Source organism: Streptomyces dysideae, from assembly GCF_001514305.1.
In the GTDB taxonomy this organism is placed as follows: Bacteria; Actinomycetota; Actinomycetes; order Streptomycetales; family Streptomycetaceae; genus Streptomyces; species Streptomyces dysideae.
In genome coordinates, this window is sequence record NZ_KQ949085.1 from 94,484 (window position 1) to 113,161 (window position 18,678).

At 71.2% G+C, this 18,678-nt stretch carries 14 protein-coding genes and 2 pseudogenes; 8 read left to right on the forward strand and 8 right to left on the reverse strand.

The window, feature by feature from the left end:
• Positions 1 to 12: 12 nt before the first annotated feature.
• From AQJ91_RS55710 to AQJ91_RS19280, 5 genes and pseudogenes are all read right to left on the reverse strand, one after another.
• Positions 13 to 129, reverse strand: a pseudogene (locus AQJ91_RS55710) (zinc ribbon domain-containing protein); the annotation flags it as partial.
• A 19-nt stretch (positions 130 to 148) separates the two neighbouring features.
• Positions 149 to 1,267 (reverse strand): acyl-CoA dehydrogenase family protein, encoded by a 1,119-nt coding sequence (locus AQJ91_RS19265; RefSeq protein WP_067022863.1) that lies wholly within the window; start codon positions 1,265 to 1,267, stop codon positions 149 to 151.
• Entirely contained in the window at positions 1,264 to 3,858 is a 2,595-nt protein-coding gene (locus tag AQJ91_RS19270) for a putative PEP-binding protein (RefSeq protein ID WP_067022866.1), read from the reverse strand. The genes AQJ91_RS19265 and AQJ91_RS19270 overlap by 4 nt, the downstream gene beginning before the upstream one ends.
• Entirely contained in the window at positions 3,855 to 4,487 is a 633-nt protein-coding gene (locus AQJ91_RS19275) for a hypothetical protein (RefSeq protein WP_234382546.1), read from the reverse strand. The genes AQJ91_RS19270 and AQJ91_RS19275 overlap by 4 nt, the downstream gene beginning before the upstream one ends.
• Positions 4,488 to 4,594: 107 nt before the next feature.
• Positions 4,595 to 5,419 (reverse strand): enoyl-CoA hydratase/isomerase family protein, encoded by an 825-nt coding sequence (locus AQJ91_RS19280; RefSeq protein WP_107122474.1) that lies wholly within the window; start codon positions 5,417 to 5,419, stop codon positions 4,595 to 4,597.
• A 120-nt stretch (positions 5,420 to 5,539) separates the two neighbouring features.
• On the opposite strand from AQJ91_RS19280, the gene AQJ91_RS19285 reads away from it, so the two are divergent.
• A complete protein-coding gene (locus AQJ91_RS19285) occupies positions 5,540 to 6,754 on the forward strand; it encodes an acyl-CoA dehydrogenase family protein (protein WP_067022872.1) in 1,215 nt (404 codons plus the stop codon).
• Here the strand turns inward: AQJ91_RS19285 and AQJ91_RS52175 are convergent.
• From AQJ91_RS52175 to AQJ91_RS19295, 3 genes and pseudogenes are all read right to left on the reverse strand, one after another.
• Entirely contained in the window at positions 6,718 to 7,062 is a 345-nt protein-coding gene (locus AQJ91_RS52175) for a hypothetical protein (protein WP_159054606.1), read from the reverse strand. The two genes, AQJ91_RS19285 and AQJ91_RS52175, sit on opposite strands and share 37 nt — an antisense overlap.
• 19 nt (positions 7,063 to 7,081) lie before the next feature.
• A pseudogene (locus AQJ91_RS19290) lies at positions 7,082 to 7,517 on the reverse strand (family 4 glycosyl hydrolase); the annotation flags it as partial.
• A complete protein-coding gene (locus AQJ91_RS19295) occupies positions 7,514 to 8,266 on the reverse strand; it encodes a DeoR/GlpR family DNA-binding transcription regulator (protein WP_067023220.1) in 753 nt (250 codons plus the stop codon). The pseudogene AQJ91_RS19290 and the gene AQJ91_RS19295, both read right to left, overlap by 4 nt.
• A gap of 357 nt (positions 8,267 to 8,623) precedes the next feature.
• Between AQJ91_RS19295 and AQJ91_RS19300 the strand changes: the two genes are divergently transcribed.
• From AQJ91_RS19300 to AQJ91_RS19330, 7 genes are all read left to right on the forward strand, one after another.
• Positions 8,624 to 9,901, forward strand: a complete 1,278-nt coding sequence (locus tag AQJ91_RS19300) for an extracellular solute-binding protein (RefSeq protein WP_067022875.1) — start codon at positions 8,624 to 8,626, stop codon at positions 9,899 to 9,901.
• A 130-nt stretch (positions 9,902 to 10,031) separates the two neighbouring features.
• Positions 10,032 to 10,958: a carbohydrate ABC transporter permease gene (locus AQJ91_RS19305; RefSeq protein ID WP_234382549.1), complete on the forward strand. Its 927-nt coding sequence runs from the start codon at positions 10,032 to 10,034 to the stop codon at positions 10,956 to 10,958.
• A gap of 50 nt (positions 10,959 to 11,008) precedes the next feature.
• Positions 11,009 to 11,788 carry a carbohydrate ABC transporter permease gene (locus AQJ91_RS19310; RefSeq protein ID WP_079085060.1) on the forward strand — a complete coding sequence of 260 codons (780 nt, stop codon included), beginning with the start codon at positions 11,009 to 11,011 and terminating at the stop codon, positions 11,786 to 11,788.
• 254 nt (positions 11,789 to 12,042) lie between these two features.
• A complete protein-coding gene (locus AQJ91_RS19315) occupies positions 12,043 to 13,011 on the forward strand; it encodes a cyclase family protein (RefSeq protein ID WP_067022882.1) in 969 nt (322 codons plus the stop codon).
• A gap of 155 nt (positions 13,012 to 13,166) precedes the next feature.
• A complete protein-coding gene (locus AQJ91_RS19320; protein ID WP_407696875.1) occupies positions 13,167 to 15,989 on the forward strand; it encodes a SpoIIE family protein phosphatase in 2,823 nt (940 codons plus the stop codon).
• Positions 15,990 to 16,066: 77 nt separating this feature from the next.
• The gene (locus AQJ91_RS19325; protein WP_067022888.1) at positions 16,067 to 17,572 is read left to right on the forward strand and encodes a sugar ABC transporter ATP-binding protein; all 1,506 of its coding nucleotides are present in this window, start codon (positions 16,067 to 16,069) and stop codon (positions 17,570 to 17,572) included.
• Positions 17,569 to 18,633, forward strand: a complete 1,065-nt coding sequence (locus AQJ91_RS19330; RefSeq protein WP_067022891.1) for an ABC transporter permease — start codon at positions 17,569 to 17,571, stop codon at positions 18,631 to 18,633. The genes AQJ91_RS19325 and AQJ91_RS19330 overlap by 4 nt, the downstream gene beginning before the upstream one ends.
• Positions 18,634 to 18,678: the final 45 nt, after the last annotated feature.

The window sequence follows — 18,678 nt, forward strand, 5'->3', positions numbered from 1 at the left end:
GTCCGAACAGCACGGGCACGAGTCCTGTCGGGGGAAGACGACAGTGCCGCACCCGGAGCAGCGCGCGCCCGCGAGACGCGGTGGGGCCCCACTGTCGAACAGCGAGTCATCGATGAGTCTGGTGGTCATACCGGTTCCGCCTTCCACGTCACCAGCCCAGCAGCCCGGCCAGCCGTTCCCGGTGGTGTGCGGCGCCGCCCAGCAGGACGGCGTCGGACTGGGCACGCCGGAAGTACAGGTGTGCGTCGTGCTCCCAGGTGAAACCCATGCCGCCGTGCAGCTGCACGCACTCGGCGGCGACGGACACGAAGGCCTCGCAGCACCACGCCTGTGCCACCGCCGCCGCTTCGGCCAGCGCTTCGCGCGACGCGGCCGCCCGGACGGCGCGCACCACCGCCGACCGTGCGCCCTCGACCTGGAGCAGCATGTCGGCGCACGTGTGCTTGACCGCCTGGAAGCCGCCGATCGCCCTGCCGAACTGGGTACGGTCCCGCACATGGGCCACCGTCATGTCCAACGCCGCCTGCGCACCGCCGAGTTGCTCGGCGGCCAGGGCGACCAGGGCCACGTCCAGGGCGCGGGAGACGACATCCGCTCCCTCGCCCCCGGTGGTCAGCGCCCGGACCCGGGCGCCGGAGAAGGTGACCACCGCCTGGCCCCGGCTGAGGTCCAGGGTGGGCACCCGGCGAACCGTGACCCCCGGCCCGCTCGGGTCGGCGAGGAAGAGGTCCACGCCGTCGGCCCCGATACCGGCCACCACCAGCGCCTGGGCATCGGCGCCGTCGAGGACGAACGGCACGGTGCCGTCAAGGACCGGGACACCGCCCCGCCAGGAGACGGCCACCGGCACGGCGTCGGACCGCCACGTTCCGTCGGGCGCAGCCACCGCCAGGGCGTGCACCGTGCCCTCGGCCAGCTCGGCCAGCGCCTTGTCGGCCGTACCGCAGCCGGCCAGTACCTGCCCGGCCAGCACGGTGGAGGACAGCAGCGGTACCGGTGCCAGCGTCCTGCCCAACTCCTCGCAGACCACGGCGATCTCGGCCAGGCCGCCGATCCCTCCCGCCGACTCGGGCAGACCGAGGGCCGCGAGGCCGACCTGCCGGCCGAGGGTGTCCCACAACGCGGCGTCGACGCCGGGGGAGTGCTCGGGCAGCCGGCGCACCGCCGCGGTGCCTCCGGCGTCCGCGCACACGGACCGTACGGTCTCGCGCAGGTCGTCCAGTTCGGCGTCCGACAGGGCCGTGCCGTCGGTCACGGTGCTCGTCATCGTGCGCTCCCGCTCTCGTCACGCCGCTCGCGCAGGACACTGTGCGCGGCCGCCATCCGTGCCACTGGCACGCGGTGCGCGGAACAGGAGACGTAGTCGAGGCCGAGGTCGTCGCAGAACGCGATCGACTCCGGATCCCCGCCGTGCTCTCCGCACACGCCCAGCTTGATACCCGGCCGCACGCTCCGTGCCCGCTCGGCCGCCAGAGCGACCAGGGCGCCCACCCCGTGCGGGTCGAGCCGCGCGAAGGGGCTGGCCGTCAGCAACCCGCGCTCCTGATAGTTGGCGAGCACCTGGCGCTCGACGTCGTCGCGGGAGAATCCGTAGGTCAGCTGAGTGAGGTCGTTGGTGCCGAAGGAGAAGAACTCGGCGTGTTCGGCGAGTTCACCGGCGAGCAGCGCGGCCCGCGGGGTCTCGATCATCGTGCCGAGCCGGTACGGAACCTCCACACCGGTGCGGGCGGCGACCGCCTCGGCGGCCCCGCGCACGTACGCGGCCGCGGCGGCCAGTTCCTCCGGCATACTGACGAGCGGGATCATCACCTCCAGCTCGGGCCGGACTCCGGTGGCGGCGACGTCCGCCCAGGCGGCGAAGAGCGCCTCGGCCTGCGCCGGGTAGAGCCTCTCGTGCAGCAGCGCCAGCCGCACCCCGCGCAGCCCGAGCATCGGATTCGCCTCACGCAGCGCGGCGGCCCGCTGCTCCTCCGCCCCGTCCAGGGCGTGGCCGGCGGCGGGCAGGAACTCGTGCAGCGGGGCGTCCAGCAGGCGCACGGTCACCGGCCGGTTCCCGACCGCGGCCAGCAGAGCTCTGAAGTCCTGGTGCTGGGCGTGCTCCAGTGCCGACAGCGCCTCGTCGCGGGCCGCCGGGTCGGCGGCCAGGATCACCCGGCGGATCAGCGGCAGCCGCTCGCCGAGGAACTGGTGCTCCGTACGGCACAGCCCGACACCCTCCGCCCCCAGGGCGACGGCGGTGCTCACCTCCGCGGCGCTGTCGGCGTTGGCCCGTACACCCAGTCGGCGCATGCCGTCCGCCCACTCCAGCAGGGTGGACAGTTCGGGCGGCGGTCCGGCGACACTGAGGCTCAGCGTCCCCGCGTAGACGGCGCCGGTACGGCCGTCCAGCGAGACGGGGTCGCCCTCGCGCAGCACCCGGTCCCCGATGCGCACCGTCCCGGCGGCCCGGTCCACGCGCAGCCCCTCGGCGCCGCACACCGCGGGCTTGCCGGCGCCCCGCGCCACCACGGCGGCGTGCGAGGCGATACCGCCGTTGCCGGTCAGTACGGCGACGGACACCAGCATTCCTGGGACGTCCGCCGGGGTCGTCTCATGGGCCACGAGCACGACATGGGTGCCGTCCGCGCCCAGTTCGAGGGCGCGTTCACTGGACAGCACGATCACTCCGGTCGCCGCGCCCGGGGAGGCGGGCAGCCCCTTCATCAGGAGTTCCTCGCCGCCGGTCAGCCGGAGCTGGGGGTGCAGCAGCTCCTGCACCTGCGCGGGGCTGATCCGGAGTACGGCCTCCTCGGGGCCGATTGCGCCGTCCCGTGCCAGGTCGGCGGCGAGGCATACCGAGGCCCGCAGCGGCGGCCGTTGCTGCGCGGAGGCGGCGAGCAGGGAGATCTCGTCGTCGCGCACCTCGAAGTCGACGGAGACGGGCGCGTACAGATGACGTTCGAGGGTGAGCAGGGAATGCTCCAGCAGAGCCGTTCCGCCCGCGAGCCGGTCCAGCGGTTCACTGGTGTGCGGGGGTGGGGCGCTGCGGCGCACCCCCCGGAAGAACGAGCCCTGGGGGGAGAGGCGGCCGGTCTCGGGATGGCGGCTGACCGCCGTGCCGTAGCCCGAGTGGTCCGCCGGGCCGATGCGCAGCGCCTGCACGTGCAGGGCGATACCGAGATCGGCGGGCAGCCGCTGTGCCTTGCGGGATCTCCTCGCTCGTGGTGAGTCCCACCGAACGAGGAGGGCACGGGCGGCCAGCGCGAGCTGCTGGGCCGGGTCGTCGGGGAATGGCTGTGAGCCGTGCCGCGCGACCAGGGACAGCAGCGCATCGACCCGTGCCCGCGGCTCGGGCGTGTCGAGGAGAGCGTCGTCGAGCACCGCGCCGGGTACGTCGAGGGCGTACTCGGCGATCATCCGCACGGTGGCGGCCCACACCTCGTACAGCGCGTCCTCGCGCCCGATGACGGTGCACAGGCCGTCGGCGCCCGCGGTGGTGACGCCGAGACAGGCAAGGTCGGGCGGCAGTCCGGCGATCTCGGTCGGCGCGCTCGCCGACAGGCGCAGCAGCAACGGGCGGCCCGCGTCGCCGATCCGCCGCCCCGAGAGCTGTTCGATCAGGTCGACGGCGGCTCGGGCGGTGTCGGGTTCACACAGCGACGCGGAGGCGCCGGCCGGCACGGTGAGCCCCGGCACGACCGGCAGCCCGAGGGCCACCAGCCGGTCCATCGCCGTGCCGTGGGCGCCCAGTTCGTCGGCGTCGAGCCCCCGGGCCCGTCCCTGCCCGTAGGGCACCAGGATCCGGCCGGGGGCCTCGGACGGTGCGAGGGGGGCCTCGGACGGTGCGAGGGGGCCCGCCTGGCGGTTGGTGACGCTCAACCTCGGCTCCTCGTGACCAGTTCTTCTTCACGGGCCTCGTCGTCGGCCCGGCTGATCCCCAGCACGAGCAGCAACTCCTGGTGCAGCCGCATCCACACGGTGTGGTACGAGTCGCACAGCGGCGAGGCCAGCCACTGCACCGCACCGTCGTCGAAGCGGTCGAGGGCTTCCTCCAAGGCTGTGAGATACCGTCCGCTGCCTTCGAGCACCCGTTCCAGCCTGCGCAGCACGGGCTGGATGGCCTCGTGCACGTCTTCCAGCGACTCGCGCACCCCGGCGTCGTAGACGCTGTCGGAGTGGTCGTTGGCGGTGCCGTCGGGGCGGCACTGCCATGCCGTGCACACCTCGCGGATCTTCCTGTTGACCGGCAGGAAAGCCTCGTACGCCGTGGTGATCTGCTCCTCCTGCGCTGATCCCGGGGAGATCCGCAGGATCCGCGAGGCGGCGGTCCTGGCACGCTCGGTCGGCAGCACCATCGGACCCTTCACCATCGCCAGCCCGGCGTCGACCAAGGGGCGGTGCTCCGACTCGGGCCTGCCGCGCCACATGCCACGCAGAACGAGGTCGACGACGGCTTCGGTGAGCGTCTCGTCGGGAGAGTCCGGAAGGTCCACGGCAGCAGATTGCATCGCCACACCTTTTCCCCGGTTCTGTGGTGACCGGTTCCTCGGTTCTGTGTTGCCCGGAGGTTACGCTCCGGCGAGCCTGTTAGTGAAGAGGGATTCAAGAAACACTTTCAGGTTGCCTGGGTTGTGTCCGGCTGTTGCCGCGTCCGGGCGCGGTCCCGGGCGACGAGGAACGACGCCATGCGGTCCTGCGCCTCCCGCCCCTCCGCCAGGGCGGCGATCTGTCGCGCCTCCTCGGCGAGGTGGCGGCCGAGTCCGTGCCCGGCGCGGCCGCGCAGCAGGCCCTTCGCGCCGCGCAGCGCGTCACCGGCGCCGGCGGCCAGCCCGGCGGCGGTCCGGTGCGCCGCCGGGTCCAGCTCCTCGTCGTCGACGGACCGGGAGACCAGGCCCCACCGTTCGGCGTCGTCCCCGGTCAGGACCCGGTTGGTCAGGATCAGGTCCGCCGCCAGCCGGCGGCCGACCAGACGCGGCAGGAACCAGGAGGCCCCGCAGTCCGGCGTGAGCCCGACGTCCGTGTACGCCAGCCGGAACCGCGCGGACCGGGCCGCCAGGACGATGTCGCCCACGAGGGCGAGGCCGACCCCGCCACCCGCGGCGGCGCCGCGCACGGCGGTCACCACCGGTACCGGCAGCTCGTGCAGGACCTGTATCGCGGCATGCGCGGCGGTCGCCACGGCATGCACATAGGCACCCGTCCCCTCGCCGCGACCGGCGAAGGCGCGCAGGTCACCGCCCACGCAGAAGGTGCCGCCCGCCGCCCGCAGCAGGACCGCGCCGCCCGGGTCGGCGGCCACCTGGGCAGTTGTGTCCCGCAGTGCCTCGGCCGTGGCCAGGTCCAGGGCGTTGCCCCGCTCGGGGGCATCCAGCCTCAGCTCGACGACTCCGTCGGCGTGACGGACGATCCGGACCGGCTCGGTGCTCACAGGATGGCTCATAGGACGTCTCTCCTGTCGTCTTCCCGTCGCCGGGTGTCTCTCGGCAAGATACTGAAGACGCTATACAGTTTCTAGGACGCGGCGGGCCCGATGCCCGTACGCCCGTCGCCGGGAGGTCCCGTGCCCATCCAGTTCGATGTCGATCCGACTGTTGCCCAACTTGCCGCGTCCACTTCCGCGTTCGTACGCGAGGTGGTGATCCCGGCAGAGCGCGCGTGCGGCGGGTCCGTGCACGACGCCCCCGAGGCCCTGCGGGAAATCCTGCAGAGAGGCGCCCGTGAGGCCGGTGTGTTCGCTCCGCACGTGCCGACGCGGTGGGGCGGGCACGGACTCGACCTGCGCGGGCAGGCGGTGGTCTTCGAAGCCGCGGGTTACTCGCTGCTCGGACCCCTGGCGTTGAACTGCGCGGCCCCGGACGAGGGCAACATGCACCTGCTGGAGAAGGCCGCCACCGAAGACCAGAAGGAGCACTATCTGCGCCCGCTCGCCGCCGGCGAGGTGCGGTCCTGCTTCGCCATGACCGAACCGGCACCGGGAGCCGGCGCTGATCCCCGCTCCCTGCGGACCACCGCGACCCGGATTCCCGGCGGGTGGCGCATCGACGGGCGCAAGTGGTTCATCAGCGGTGCCCAGGGCGCCGGCTTCGCCATCGTCATGGCCCGCACCTCCGGCAACCCCGGAGACCCGGGTGGCGCCACCATGTTCCTGGTCGACGCCGGTACTCCCGGCATGAGCATCGCCCGGGACATCGAGACTCTGGACGAAGGGCTCTTCGCCGGGCACAGCGAGATCGTCTTCGAGGAGTGCGTGGTGGGGGACGACCAGGTGCTCGGCGCGGTCGGCCACGGCTTCGCGGGCGCCCAGGTCCGGCTCGGCCCCGCCCGTATGACGCACTGCATGCGCTGGCTGGGAGCCGCGCGGCGCGCCCAGGACGTCGCGCTGGAACGGGCGGGCAGTCGCATGGCGTTCGGCTCCGTCCTGGGGGACCTCGGCATGGTGCAGCAGATGCTGGCCGACTCCGAGATCGACATCGAGGCGAGCCGCGCTCTGATCCTGCGTACCGCCTGGGAGCTGGACACCGGCTCCGCCGCCGCGCAACTCACCTCGGTGTCCAAGACCTTCGTGGCGGAGGCCGTGAACCGGGTGGTCGACCGGGCGGTGCAGATCTGCGGAGCACTCGGTATCTCGGCCGCCGACGCCCCGCTGGCCCGGCTGCTCAGGGAGGTGCGACCGTTCCGGATCTACGACGGGCCGTCGGAGACGCACCGTTTCGCCATCGCGCGCCGTGCCGTGCGGCCCTACCGGCAGCCGAGTTCGGGTGCCGCCGGCTCATGACGGCGTCGACGAGGTGAACAGCTGCCGCATTCGGGTGCGACGGACGGGAGCGGTGCACCTCCTGCCCGGAAGGACGAGTGTTTCGCGGCGTGCTGCGAGGGCCGGCCCTGGCCGCCCAGGTAGTCGAGTTCGGAGAAGTGGCGCTGGTAGGCGTCCAGCAGGCGCTTCGCGACGGTGTACGAGTCGATCAGCGGGTGGATCGTGAGCGCCTTGACCGCGTGGGCGCGATCGGCGGTGGTGGCGGCGTGGATCACCGCGCGTTCGACCGCCTCGACCGCACACACCAGGCCCTTGCCGTGGTCGGGCAACGGGGCTCCGGCGATGGGGCGGGCAGGTGAAGTTGATGACCCAGGCGTCGGGCGCCAGGGTAGCGATGCGACGGGCGATCCCGAGCGCCACCGGGATGGTGCGCAGACCGTAGGAGATGCCGCCCGCGCCGACGGTCTCCTGGCCCAGCACACCTTCCGCCCGAGCGATCCGCTCGTCCACCGCCCGTCCGGCGAGCCCGCCGACGCGGATGGCGGAGAACACGAAGTCGGCTCCGGTGACCGCCTCGTCCAGGTCGGTGGTGACAGTGACGACGGGCGGATCGCGATGCCCGGCCGCCTGGTCGGCGAGAACCCTGCGGATGGTCGCCAGCCGGGAGGTGTCCAGGCCGTACAGGGTCACGTCGGTGACACGTCCTTCGCCGCGGTCGCCCAGCAGCGCCCGGTAAGACCAGCGGGACCCGGAAGCCTCCGCCGCCCAGGATCGTGAGTCTCATACTTCGACCACCTCAACTCCCGCCTCGCGCAGCCGATTGCAGGTCTTCTCGTCCCCCGGAGCGTTGGTCACCACGACGTCGAGCTCCTCCGGACCGCACACCCGGGCCATGCCGGTGCCGGGAAACTTGCCCGCGTCCGCCAGCAGGACCACGTGGGTGCTGGCGGCGATCATCGCCCGCTTGACGGGAACCTCGACGGCGGTCGTGTCCAGCACCTGCCCGTCGGGGCGGACCCCGCTGGTGCCGAGGAACAGCCGGTCGGCGTGGACCTGCCGCAGGTTGTCCTCGGTCAGGAAGCCGACCAGCGAGCGGTAGTCCCGCCGGACCACGCCGCCCAGCAGGATCAGCTGGATGTCCTTGTCGTCCTGGAGTTCCTCATAGACGGCCAGGTTGCTGGTGATCACGGTCAGAGACCGGCCATGGAGGTGGCGTGCCACCCGGTGGGCCGTGGTGCCAATATCGAGCAGCACGGTCTCGCCGTCCCTGACGAGGTTTGCGCACCAGGCGGCCAGGGCGTCCTTCGCCTCGACGCGGACGCCGGCCACGTCGGCGAACGGGTCGTCCTCACCCACGACGGGGGCGGCACCGCCGTAGACCCGCTTGAGCAGTCCCTCGTCCTCCAGTTGCGCGAGGTCGCGCCGGATCGTGGCCTGACTCGCCCCGACCTTCTCGGCCAGGGCGACCACCGTGGTGGGCCCGTCCGCGCGCAGGGCGCGCAGGATCAGCTGATGTCTTCGGTCAGGGAGCATGCGGCTGACCATACTCGCCAACGCGCCAAACTCAAGCAAAGTCGCGCATGAATGTCTCGATACGTGCTTGACCCTTGTCAAAGTCACGCACCGGGTGCACTCTCTTGCGTAATTCGGAGCCAGGTCCGGACCCCACTCCGGTCGGCCGAAGCGGATGAACGGCGTGTTCCGCCGTCACGGACGCGTCGGCACCGTCTGAGAGGACCAGGTCACACACTCCGGGTGGCTGAAGGGTTCCACCCACGCCGATGCTCTTCAGCCGCCCGGCCCCCGCCGCCGTGCCCCCACGTGCCCCACGACTCACAGGTCCTGTCGGACGTGCGGACGTGCCGAACCCGCCGAAACTAGGAGAAGATCGTGGACCTTTCCCGCAGACGATTCCTGCAGGCCGCCGCACTGTCGGCCGCCGCGGCCGGCGCCACCGCAGCGTGCGGCGGCGGCTCCGGATCGAGCGGCAGCAAGGACAGCAAGAACCTGACCCTCTGGTACTGGTCCGGCGGCCTGAGCGACAAGGTTGTCGCGGACGCCAAGAAGCACTTCTCCGACATCAGCCTCAAGACCTCCGTGGTCGGCGGTGACTTCAAGACCAAGCTGCTCACCGGCCTGAGGGCCGCCCAGTCCGCACCGGACATCACCGGTATCAAGGGCGAGGACATCGCCTCGTTCCTGCCCAACGCCAACCGCTTCATCGACCTGAACTCCGTCGGCGCGGACAAGCTGGCCCCGCAGTACCTGTCGTGGAAGCTGAAGCAGGCCACCACGCAGGACGGCAAGCTCATCGGCTTCCCGATCGACATCGGCCCCTGCGCGACGTACTACCGCGAGGACCTCTTCGCGCAGGCGGGGCTGCCCACCGACCCCGCCAAGGTCTCCGCCGAGCTGTCCACCTGGGACGCCTACTTCAAGGCCGGCGTCGAACTGCACAAGGCCATCCCCAAGACCTTCCTCATCAACAACATCGGCTCGGTGTTCTCGATGATCGTCGGCCAGGGCACCCAGCGGTTCATCGACGAGGACAACAAGTTCATCGGCGACCAGGACCACATCCGTACCGCGTGGACCACTGCGGTGAAGCCCTACACCCTCGGTATCGACGCCAAGATCAACGACAACACCTGGAACGCGGCGATCAGCGGCGGCACCCTGGGCACCGAGATCGGCGCAGCCTGGCACGCGCTGGATATCAGCAACGCCGCGCCCGGCACCAAGGGCAAGTGGCGGGTGGCGAGCCTGCCCGGTGGACCGTCCAACCTCGGCGGGTCCTTCCTGGCCATCCCCGCGACCAGCGGCAACCCCGAAGAAGCCTTCGAGATCATCAGCTGGATCCTCAGCCCGGAGAACCAGGCCCGCGGCTTCACCGACGCGGCCCTCTTCCCGACCGCCCCGGCCGCGTACGAGCTGCCGGCGCTGACCGGCGGCGACGCCTTCTTCGGCGGCCAGAAGACCATCGAGATCTTCGGTCCGGCGGCGGAGAGGATCCCCGCCGCCTACGAGGCACCCGCCGACGCGGCGGTCTCCGCGCCCTACTACAGCGAGCTGACCAGTATCGAGGCCAAGGGCAAGGACCCGGACGAAGCCTGGAAGGACGCGGTCAGCCAGGCCATGCAGATCGCGCAGCGTCAGGGAGTGAAGTGACATGTCGTCAAGCCCGGTAGCCGGCCCGGCACCTACCGGACCGACCTCCGGATCCGACACCGTGACCACCGGGCAGCCCGCTCCGGACCGTTCGCGCCGTCCGGAGCGTCGCGGCCCTCGGATCCGGCCGGTGCCGGCCGGGGCCCGGCGCGGGCCGCGACCGCGGGCGGCCAGGTACTGGCCGCAGTACCTGGCCATCTCGCCGTACTACCTGATCTTCTCCGTCTTCATGCTCTTCCCGGTGATCTTCACCGTGTATCTGGCCTTCCAGCGGTGGGACGGCGTCGGGGACATGCAGTTCGTCGGGTTCCAGCAGTTCCGTTTCCTGTGGGACGACCCGGTGTTCTGGCTGTCCGTCCGCAATACCCTCGTCATCTGGGTGCTGTCGACGGTGCCGATGCTCTGCCTGGCGCTGGTGCTCGCGGTGCTGGTGAACTCCACCAAACGTCTCACGGCCTTCTACCGGGTCGCCCTGTTCATCCCCAGCATCACCTCGCTGGTGGCCATCGCGATCTTCTTCGGCGCGATCTTCAGCAACAACTTCGGCCTGATCAACGCCATCCTGAGGGCCCTGCACCTGTCGGCGGTGCCCTGGATGAGCAACGAGTGGACGATCAAGCTGGTGATCGCGGCGCTGATGACCTGGCAGTGGACCGGCTACAACGCCATCATCTACCTGGCCGGTCTCCAGGCGATCCCCTCGGAACTCCACGAGGCCGCCCGGATGGACGGGGCCGGCCCGGTACGGATCTTCTTTTCCATCACGATCCCGCTGCTCAGGCCCATCATCCTGTTCACCGTGGTGATCTCCACTGTCACCGGCCTGCAGAGTTTCACCGAACCACAGGTGCTGTTCGGCAGCGAGGCAGCGACCAACCCCAACTCCGGCGGACCGGGCCAGGCGGGCCTGACCACCTTGCTGTACTTCTACCACCAGGCCTTCGACAACAACGACTTCGGCTACGGGGCCGCGATCGTCTGGGCCTTCTTCCTGCTGATCCTGCTCATCGTCGTCATCAACTGGCGCCTGGTGCAGCGTAAGGAGCGCCGGCCGTGAACAGCCAGAACCGTGAACGCCTGCGGGGGCTCAGCGTCCATCTCATCCTGATGACCGGTGTCGTCATCTCGGTGTTCCCGTTCTACTGGATCGTCGTCATGGCGACGAACACCTCGCAGGACATCTACCGCTACCCGCCGAAGCTGTGGTTCGGCGACAACCTGCTGACCAACATCCAGCACCTTTTCGACAAGATGGACTTCTTCGGATCCCTGGTCAACACAGTGATCGTGGCGGTCTGTACGACCGTGCTGGTGCTGTTCTTCGACTCGTTGGCCGCCTTCGCCTTCGCCAAGTACGACTTCCCCGCGAAGAAGTTCCTCTTCGGCGTGCTGCTGTCGATGTACATCCTGCCGACCCAGCTGGCGATCATCCCGCAGTACGAGATCATGGTGCAGCTGGGCTGGCTGGGCACGCTCCAAGCGCTCATCGTGCCCGCCGCCGCCAACGCCTTCGGCATCTTCTGGATGCGCCAGTACACCACCACCAGCGTCCCCGACGAACTGCTGGACGCCGCCCGCATCGAGGGCGCCGGGTTCATCAGGCTGTACTGGCACGTGGTGCTGCCGTGTGTCCGCCCGGCCTTGGCGTTCCTCGGCATCTACACCTTCATCGCCGCCTGGAACGACTACATCCTGCCGTTGGTGATGCTGGTCAACCCGGACCGCCTCACCCTCCAGGTGGCGCTGGCCCAGCTGTACGCCGGCCATTCCACGGACTACAGCATGGTGATGTCCGGGGTGCTCCTCTCGGTCATCCCGCTGGTGCTGGTGTTCACCTTCTTCGCGCGCGGTTTCATCGCCGACGCCACCAAGGGCGCCTTGCGCTGAGGCAGCGCGATCGGACGTCGCGCGCGTCGGATCGTGCCGAGGCGGACGGCATGGGGCCGGCGGTCACCCAGTCGGCGACAGTCGGCCTGGCGGTGGCGCCGGCGCTTCGGCGGTCGGGCTGACCTGCGGGGGAATCGGCGGGTGTGCAAAGCTGGATTTCTGATCACGAGGACGACGCTCTTCCGCGTCACGGCGCGACGTCACGACGTCAGCCGGGCGCACACCCCGACGCCCTATGGGAACGGTGAGTACAGATGAGCTCGAACTCCGCCGATGCCCCGAATCCCGGGCCGACCGGTACCGGCAACGGGCCTGCCGTCTCCCGTCGGGAGTTCGACGCACTCTTCGAGGCGGTTCGCACGTGGGGACGCTGGGCCCCGGCCGACCGCGGTGCCTGGAACCGTGTGACAGCGGACCATGTGCGGCGGGCCACGGCGGGAGTGCGGTCCGGGACGGTCGTCCCGATGGCGTTGCCCTGGAACACCCGACCCGGCCCCGACAACCGCAAGCCCGCCCTCCACCACATGACCGACCTGGGCGACGTGGAGGCTCCGGAACCGTCCACCCACAAGGACTTCATCGCCGCCGACTACCACGGCAAGGGCGTCACCCATCTCGACGCGCTGTGCCACATCGTCTACCGGGGGCAGCTCTACGACGGCCGGACGGCACACGAGGTCGTCGATGCCGCAGGCGCCCGCTTCGGCGCGGTGTCGACGCTCGGTCCCCTCGTCACGACGGGAGTGCTGCTCGACCTCCCCGCCGCCCTGGGGATCCGCTGGCTGGAGCCGGGACAAGCGGTGCACGCGAAGGACATCATCGCTGCGGAGAAGGCGCTCGATGTGACGATCGGCGAGGGTGACGCGGTGCTGCTGCGCTCCGGACATGTCCGCCGCCGTGCGGAACTCGGCGCCTGGGACCCCGACGCGGCGAGCGCGGGTTTCCACGTGGACGCCGTACCGCTGCTGGCCGAGCGTGGCATCGCGCTGCTCGGGGGTGACGGCGACAGTGATGTACGGCCGTCGCCGGTGGACGGCGTGCACTCGCCGGTCCACGCCCTGGCCGTCGCCGCGATGGGGGTGCCGCTGCTGGACAACCTCGACCTGGAAGCGCTCTCCGGCGCGACCGCCGAGGCCGGGCGGCATGAATTCCTGCTCGTCGTGGCGCCGTTGAACGTTCCGGGCGGGACCGGCTCGCCCGTCAGCCCGGTCGCGGTCCTGTGACGACCGACTCCGTCCGGTTACCGTGCGTGAGGAGCCTTACGAACCGTGACTCGCGGCCTTGATGCCCGTATTCTCGTCAATGTCAGATATTTCCGAAGAGCGGATTATCGAAGACGCGGGTGAGGCGAAGCGTGGTTCGGTCCGGCGGGGAACCGATGCCGACGGGGCGTGCGGCAGACGGCGCAGGGCCCGCCCGTTTCCGTGAGCGGTTTCTGCAGGGTGAGCCGGTCGAGGCAGGCATACGAACGTCGATCCTGAATTCGTGGCAGCGCTCCCGGTCCCTGGGGCTCTCGCCGGACCAGTCGGACCTTCCCTTCCGGGAGGATTTCGATCCGGACGGCCGGATCGTCCGCGCGGCCCTGCCCGTGCTCGACCGGCTGGAGTCCAGGTTCGCCGGCAGCCAGATGAACATCTCCGTCGCCGATGCGAGCGGGACGGTCCTGCTGCGCCGCTTCGGAGAGGCGTCGCTGGCCAGAAGTCTCCCGGCGATCCAGCGGGTCCCCGGATTCGTGTTCGCCGAGCAGTTCGCCGGTACCAACGGCATCGGTCTCGCGCTGGCGGAGCGGCAACTCATCCGGGTCTACGGCGCCGAGCACTTCGCCGAGCGGTCTCAGGGCAGCGCCTGCCGTGCGTTGCCCGTCCGCGATCCGCTCAGCGGCTGCATCGAGGGCGTCCTGTGCTTCGGCTATCCGCGTAGCGCCGAGGATCCGGCGCTGACCGCCGTGATACGCAAGGCGGCCGAGGCCATCGAACGGCGGCTGCTGGGCCAGAGCTCCGCGCGTGAGCGCGCTCTGCTGCGGGCGTACCTGGACACCGGAGCCGAAGCCGCCGCAGGCCTTCACCGCAGCATCGGGGTGGACCAACTGGCCCTCGAGCTGCGCCCCCGTGACCGGGCGATCCTCAGGGAGAAGGCCGCCGCGCTGATCTCCTGCGCGCAGCGGGCCGCCGTCGACGTGTCCCTGTCCGACGGCCGACAGGTCACGCTCGTGAGCCGTCCGCTGACGAGTGCGTCCGGAGTGGAAGGCATAGCCATCGAGGCGGTTCTCCCCGGCCCCTCACCGCGTGAGCTCCTCGCCGTCCCGCACCAGGTGGACGAGGCGCTGGGATCCCCCGCCGAGCCTGCCGATGTCCCCGTCGTCCCGCCGTCCGGGTCCGTTCCCGTCGCCGAGGTGCCCGGATACTTCTCCGTTGCCCCGCCGTCCACACGCCTTCCCGGCGCCGCGACCGCCGACGCCGACGGTGCGACGGACGAGCACCCCGACTCGCCGCCGTCGGCGAGAGGGCTCGTGCTGGTGGGGGAGCCGCACGTGGGAACGTACGCCCTGGCCGCGCGACGCCGCCTGGAGCTGCTGTCCGAGGCCAGCGCCCGCATAGGCACCACCCTGGACGTGCGCCGCACCGCCGAGGAACTCGCCGAGACGGCGGTCCCGCGACTGGCCGACTTCGTCACGATCGACCTGCCCGAGGCCGTGCTGCGCGGCGAGGAGTCCGCCGACCCCCGCAGCGACCTGCGCCGTACGGTGGTCCACGGCATCCGCGACGACTGTCCCTTCAGCCCCGTCGGCAAGCAGGTCGAATACGGCCCGACCACGCCCCAGCTGCGGTGTCTGACCAGCGGGCAGGCGGTGCTGGAACCGGACCTGAAGGCGGCCGTGGGCTGGCTCGCGCAGGATCCCGAGTACTCCGAACAGCTGCTGAGCCAGGTCCACTCCCTCATCGCGGTCCCCCTGGTCGCCCGCGGCGTCGTCCTGGGTGTCGTCGGCTTCTACCGTGCGCAGGACCCCGCCCCCTTCGGGGACGACGACCGTTCACTGGCCCAGGAACTCGCCACCCGCGCCGCACTGTCCATCGACAACGCCCGGCGCTACACGCGCGAACGCACCATGGTCCTGGCCCTGCAGCGCAGCCTGCTCCCGCACGGTCTGCCGGCGCAGGACGCCGTCGATGTCGCCCACCGCTACCTGCCCGCCGAATCCGACGTGGGCGGAGACTGGTACGAGGTCATCCCCCTCTCGGGAACCCGCGTCGGCCTCTTCGTCGGCGACGTCGTCGGCCACGGCATACTCTCCGCCGCCACCATGGGCCGGCTGCGCACCGCCGCACGCAGCTTCGCCGAACTCGACTTCCCTCCGGACGAAGTCCTCACCCACCTCGACAACGTCGTGGGGCGCCTGGACCGGGAGGATGCCGCCGCCGGCGCCGGCATCATCGGCGCGACCTGCCTGTACGCCATCTACGACCCGACCTCGCAGCAGTGCACCATGGCCCGCGCCGGCCACCCTCCGCCCGCGCTGGTCGACCCCGACGGCACCGTGTCCTTCCCCGACCTGCCGACCGGGCCTCCTCTCGGCCTCGGGGGCCTGCCCTTCGAAGCCGCCGAGATCCACCTCCCCGAGGGCAGCCAGCTGGTCCTCTACACCGACGGGCTCATCGAGGACCGGCACCGCGATGTCGACGTCATCCTCGACCAACTGCGCGGAGTCCTGGCCCACCCGGACCGCACACCCGAGGAGACCTGTCAGGCCGTCCTGGACACCGTGGCGCCCGCCCACCCCTGCGACGACATCGCCCTGCTCGTCGCCCGCACCCACGCCCTGGACCCGCGCCGGATCGCCACCTGGGACCTGCCCGCCGACCCGGCCCTGGTCAGCGAAGTCCGCGCCGCCGCCATCCGGCAGCTGGCCGACTGGGGGCTCGACGAGGCCGCGTTCGCCGTGGAACTGATGCTCAGCGAGCTGGTCACCAACGCCATCCGCCACGGCGGCGGGCCCATCCGGGTACGGCTGCTCCACGACCGCACCCTGATCTGCGAGGTCTCCGACACCAGCAACACCGCCCCGCACCTGCGCCGGGCGGCCACCACCGACGAGGGCGGTCGTGGCCTGTTCCTCGTCGCGCAGCTTTCACAGGGCTGGGGTACGCGCTACATCCCGCAGGGCAAGGTCATCTGGGCCGAATGCGGGCTCGACGGCGCGTAAATATCTGATATGTAGCTATATGTCCAGCTAGTATCGCCATGACAGTCGGGAAGAACGCGCCAGGCCGATCACCGGAGATGTCCGTGGAACCATTGGTCCGCGTCCGCGGGCTCGGCAAGCGGTTCGGCGGGACCCTCGCGCTGGCCGGGGTCGACCTCGACGTCCACGCCGGCAGCGTGCTCGCCCTCCTGGGCCCCAACGGGGCCGGAAAGTCCACGCTCATCAAGGTGCTCGCCGGCGTCCACCACGCCGACGCGGGGCAGATCACGGTGGACGGGCACCCGCTCGGGAGTCACGCCGCCTCCCGCAGCATGTCCTTCATCCACCAGGACCTCGGTCTCGTGGAGTGGATGACGGTCGCCGAGAACATCGCGCTGAGCACCGGATATCCGCGCCGCGCCGGACTGATCTCCTGGCGGCGGACCCGCGAGCGCTGCACCGACGCCCTGCGGCTCGTCGCCGCACATCTCGACCCCGACGCGCCGATCGCCCGGCTCGCCCCCGCCGAGCGGTCGCTGGTCGCCATCGCCCGAGCCCTGGCGGCGCGGGCGAGGCTCATCGTCCTCGACGAGCCGACCGCCCGCCTCCCCGCCGCGGACTGCGCCCGGCTCTTCCACGTCCTGCACGCCCTGCGCGACCGGGGGCACGGCATCCTCTACGTCAGCCACCGCCTGGACGAGGTGTACGAGGTCGCCGACACCTTCGCCGTCCTGCGCGACGGCCACCTCGTCAGCCACGGCTCGCTGGCGGGCCACAGTCCTGCCCGTCTGGTGCACGACATCGTCGGCGAGGAACTGGCCGACTACCGCCCCGCCCCGCCCCCGGCCGGCGGCCCGGCCGTCCTGAGCCTCGACGGCGTACGGACCGCCGGTGCGGGACCGGTCAGCCTGGAACTCAGGGCTGGGGAAGTACTGGGTCTGGTCGGCCTCTCGGGCGCCGGGCACATGGATCTGGGCAGGGCCCTCGCCGGCTCCCGGCCCCTCCTCGACGGGCGGGCCCTTCTCGGCGGCCGCCCGTACCGTCCCCGTACGGTCGCCGACGCCGTCGGCCTCGGTGCCGCCCTCGTGCCCGGCGACAGACTGCAGGAGGGCTGCCTCGCCGAGCTGACCGTACGGGAGAACCTGCTGGCCAACCCCCGCGCGCGAGGCCTGCCGGCGCTGCGCTGGATCGGCCCCCGCCGCGAACGAGCCGAGGCCACCGCCCTGACCGAACGGTTCTCGGTGCGTCCCCGCGACAGCGAGGCACCCATCGCCACCCTGTCCGGCGGAAACCAGCAGAAGGTCATGATCGGCCGCTGGCTCCGGGTGGGCCTGCGCCTGCTGATCCTCGAAGAGCCGACGGCGAGCGTGGACATCGGCGCCAAGGCCGCGATCTACCACCTGCTCGACGAGGCGCTGGCCGCCGGCCTCGCGGTCCTGCTCATCTCCACCGACTTCGAGGAGGTCGCGGGTGTGTGCCGACGCACCCTGGTCTTCGTCCGAGGATCCGTGACGGCCGAGCTGAGCGGTACCGCCCTCACGGCCGCCGGTCTCACCCGGGCGGCTTCGGCCACGCCCCCCTCCGGAACCGCGACGAACCCATGACCGGTCCGCGCGGCCCGGGAGGGCACCTCATCGGCGCTTACGGCCTTGTGGCCCTCACCGCCCTGCTCTTCCTGGTCTTCTCCCTCCTCCTGCCGCGCACCTTTCCCACGCTGGACACCGTCGACTCGATCCTGTCCAGCCAGTCGATCCCGGCCGTCCTCGCGCTGGCAGCGATGGTTCCCATCGTGACCGGCGCGTTCGACCTCTCCATCGGCTACGGCCTCGGCCTGGCGCACGTCATGGTGCTGCAGCTCGTCGTCAACGACGGGTGGCCCTGGCCGCTCGCCTGCCTCGCGGTGATCGTCGGTGGGGCGGTCGTGGGCGTCCTCAACGGTGTCATCGTCGAGTTCGGCCGGATCGACTCCTTCATCGCCACGCTCGGCACCGGCAGCATGCTGTTGGCCGTGACCGGCTGGATCACCGACGGCGGCCGGATCGTCCCCGGCCCGCAAGGCCTCCCGGCCGCCTTCACCGACCTTTACGACTCCACGTTCCTCGGCCTTCCGGTGCCCGCCTTCTACGTGCTGGCCCTCGCGGTCGCCCTCTGGCTGGTGCTGGAGCGGCTGCCGCTCGGCCGGTACCTGTACGTCGTGGGATCGAACCCGCGCGCCGCCGACCTCGTCGGCATCCCGGTCCGCAAGTACACCGTCTACGCCTTCGCCGCCTCGGGGCTGATCGTCGGCTTCGCCGGAGTGCTGCTCGCGGCCCAGCAGCAGATCGGCAATCCGAGCGTCGGCCTCGACTACCTGCTGCCCGCCTTCGTCGGCGCCCTCCTCGGCTCCACCGCGATCAAACCCGGCCGCCCCAACGCGATGGGCACCGTCGTAGCCGTCGCCGTCCTCGCCGTCGGCCTCACCGGCATCGGCCAGCTGGGCGCCGATTTCTGGACGGTCCCGTTGTTCCACGGCGGCACCCTGCTCCTCGCCGTCGGCCTGGCCGGCTACTCCGCCCGCCGTCGGCTGCGCACCGGCGCCGTCACGGCCCGCGATGCGCCCAACGTGCCGCCCAAGCCGCCGTCCTCCCCGACGCAGGACGGCGGCACGGCGGGCGGCACTCCATGACCCACGCCAAGGGCATCACCACCGTGCCCCGGCCGCATCCTCCCG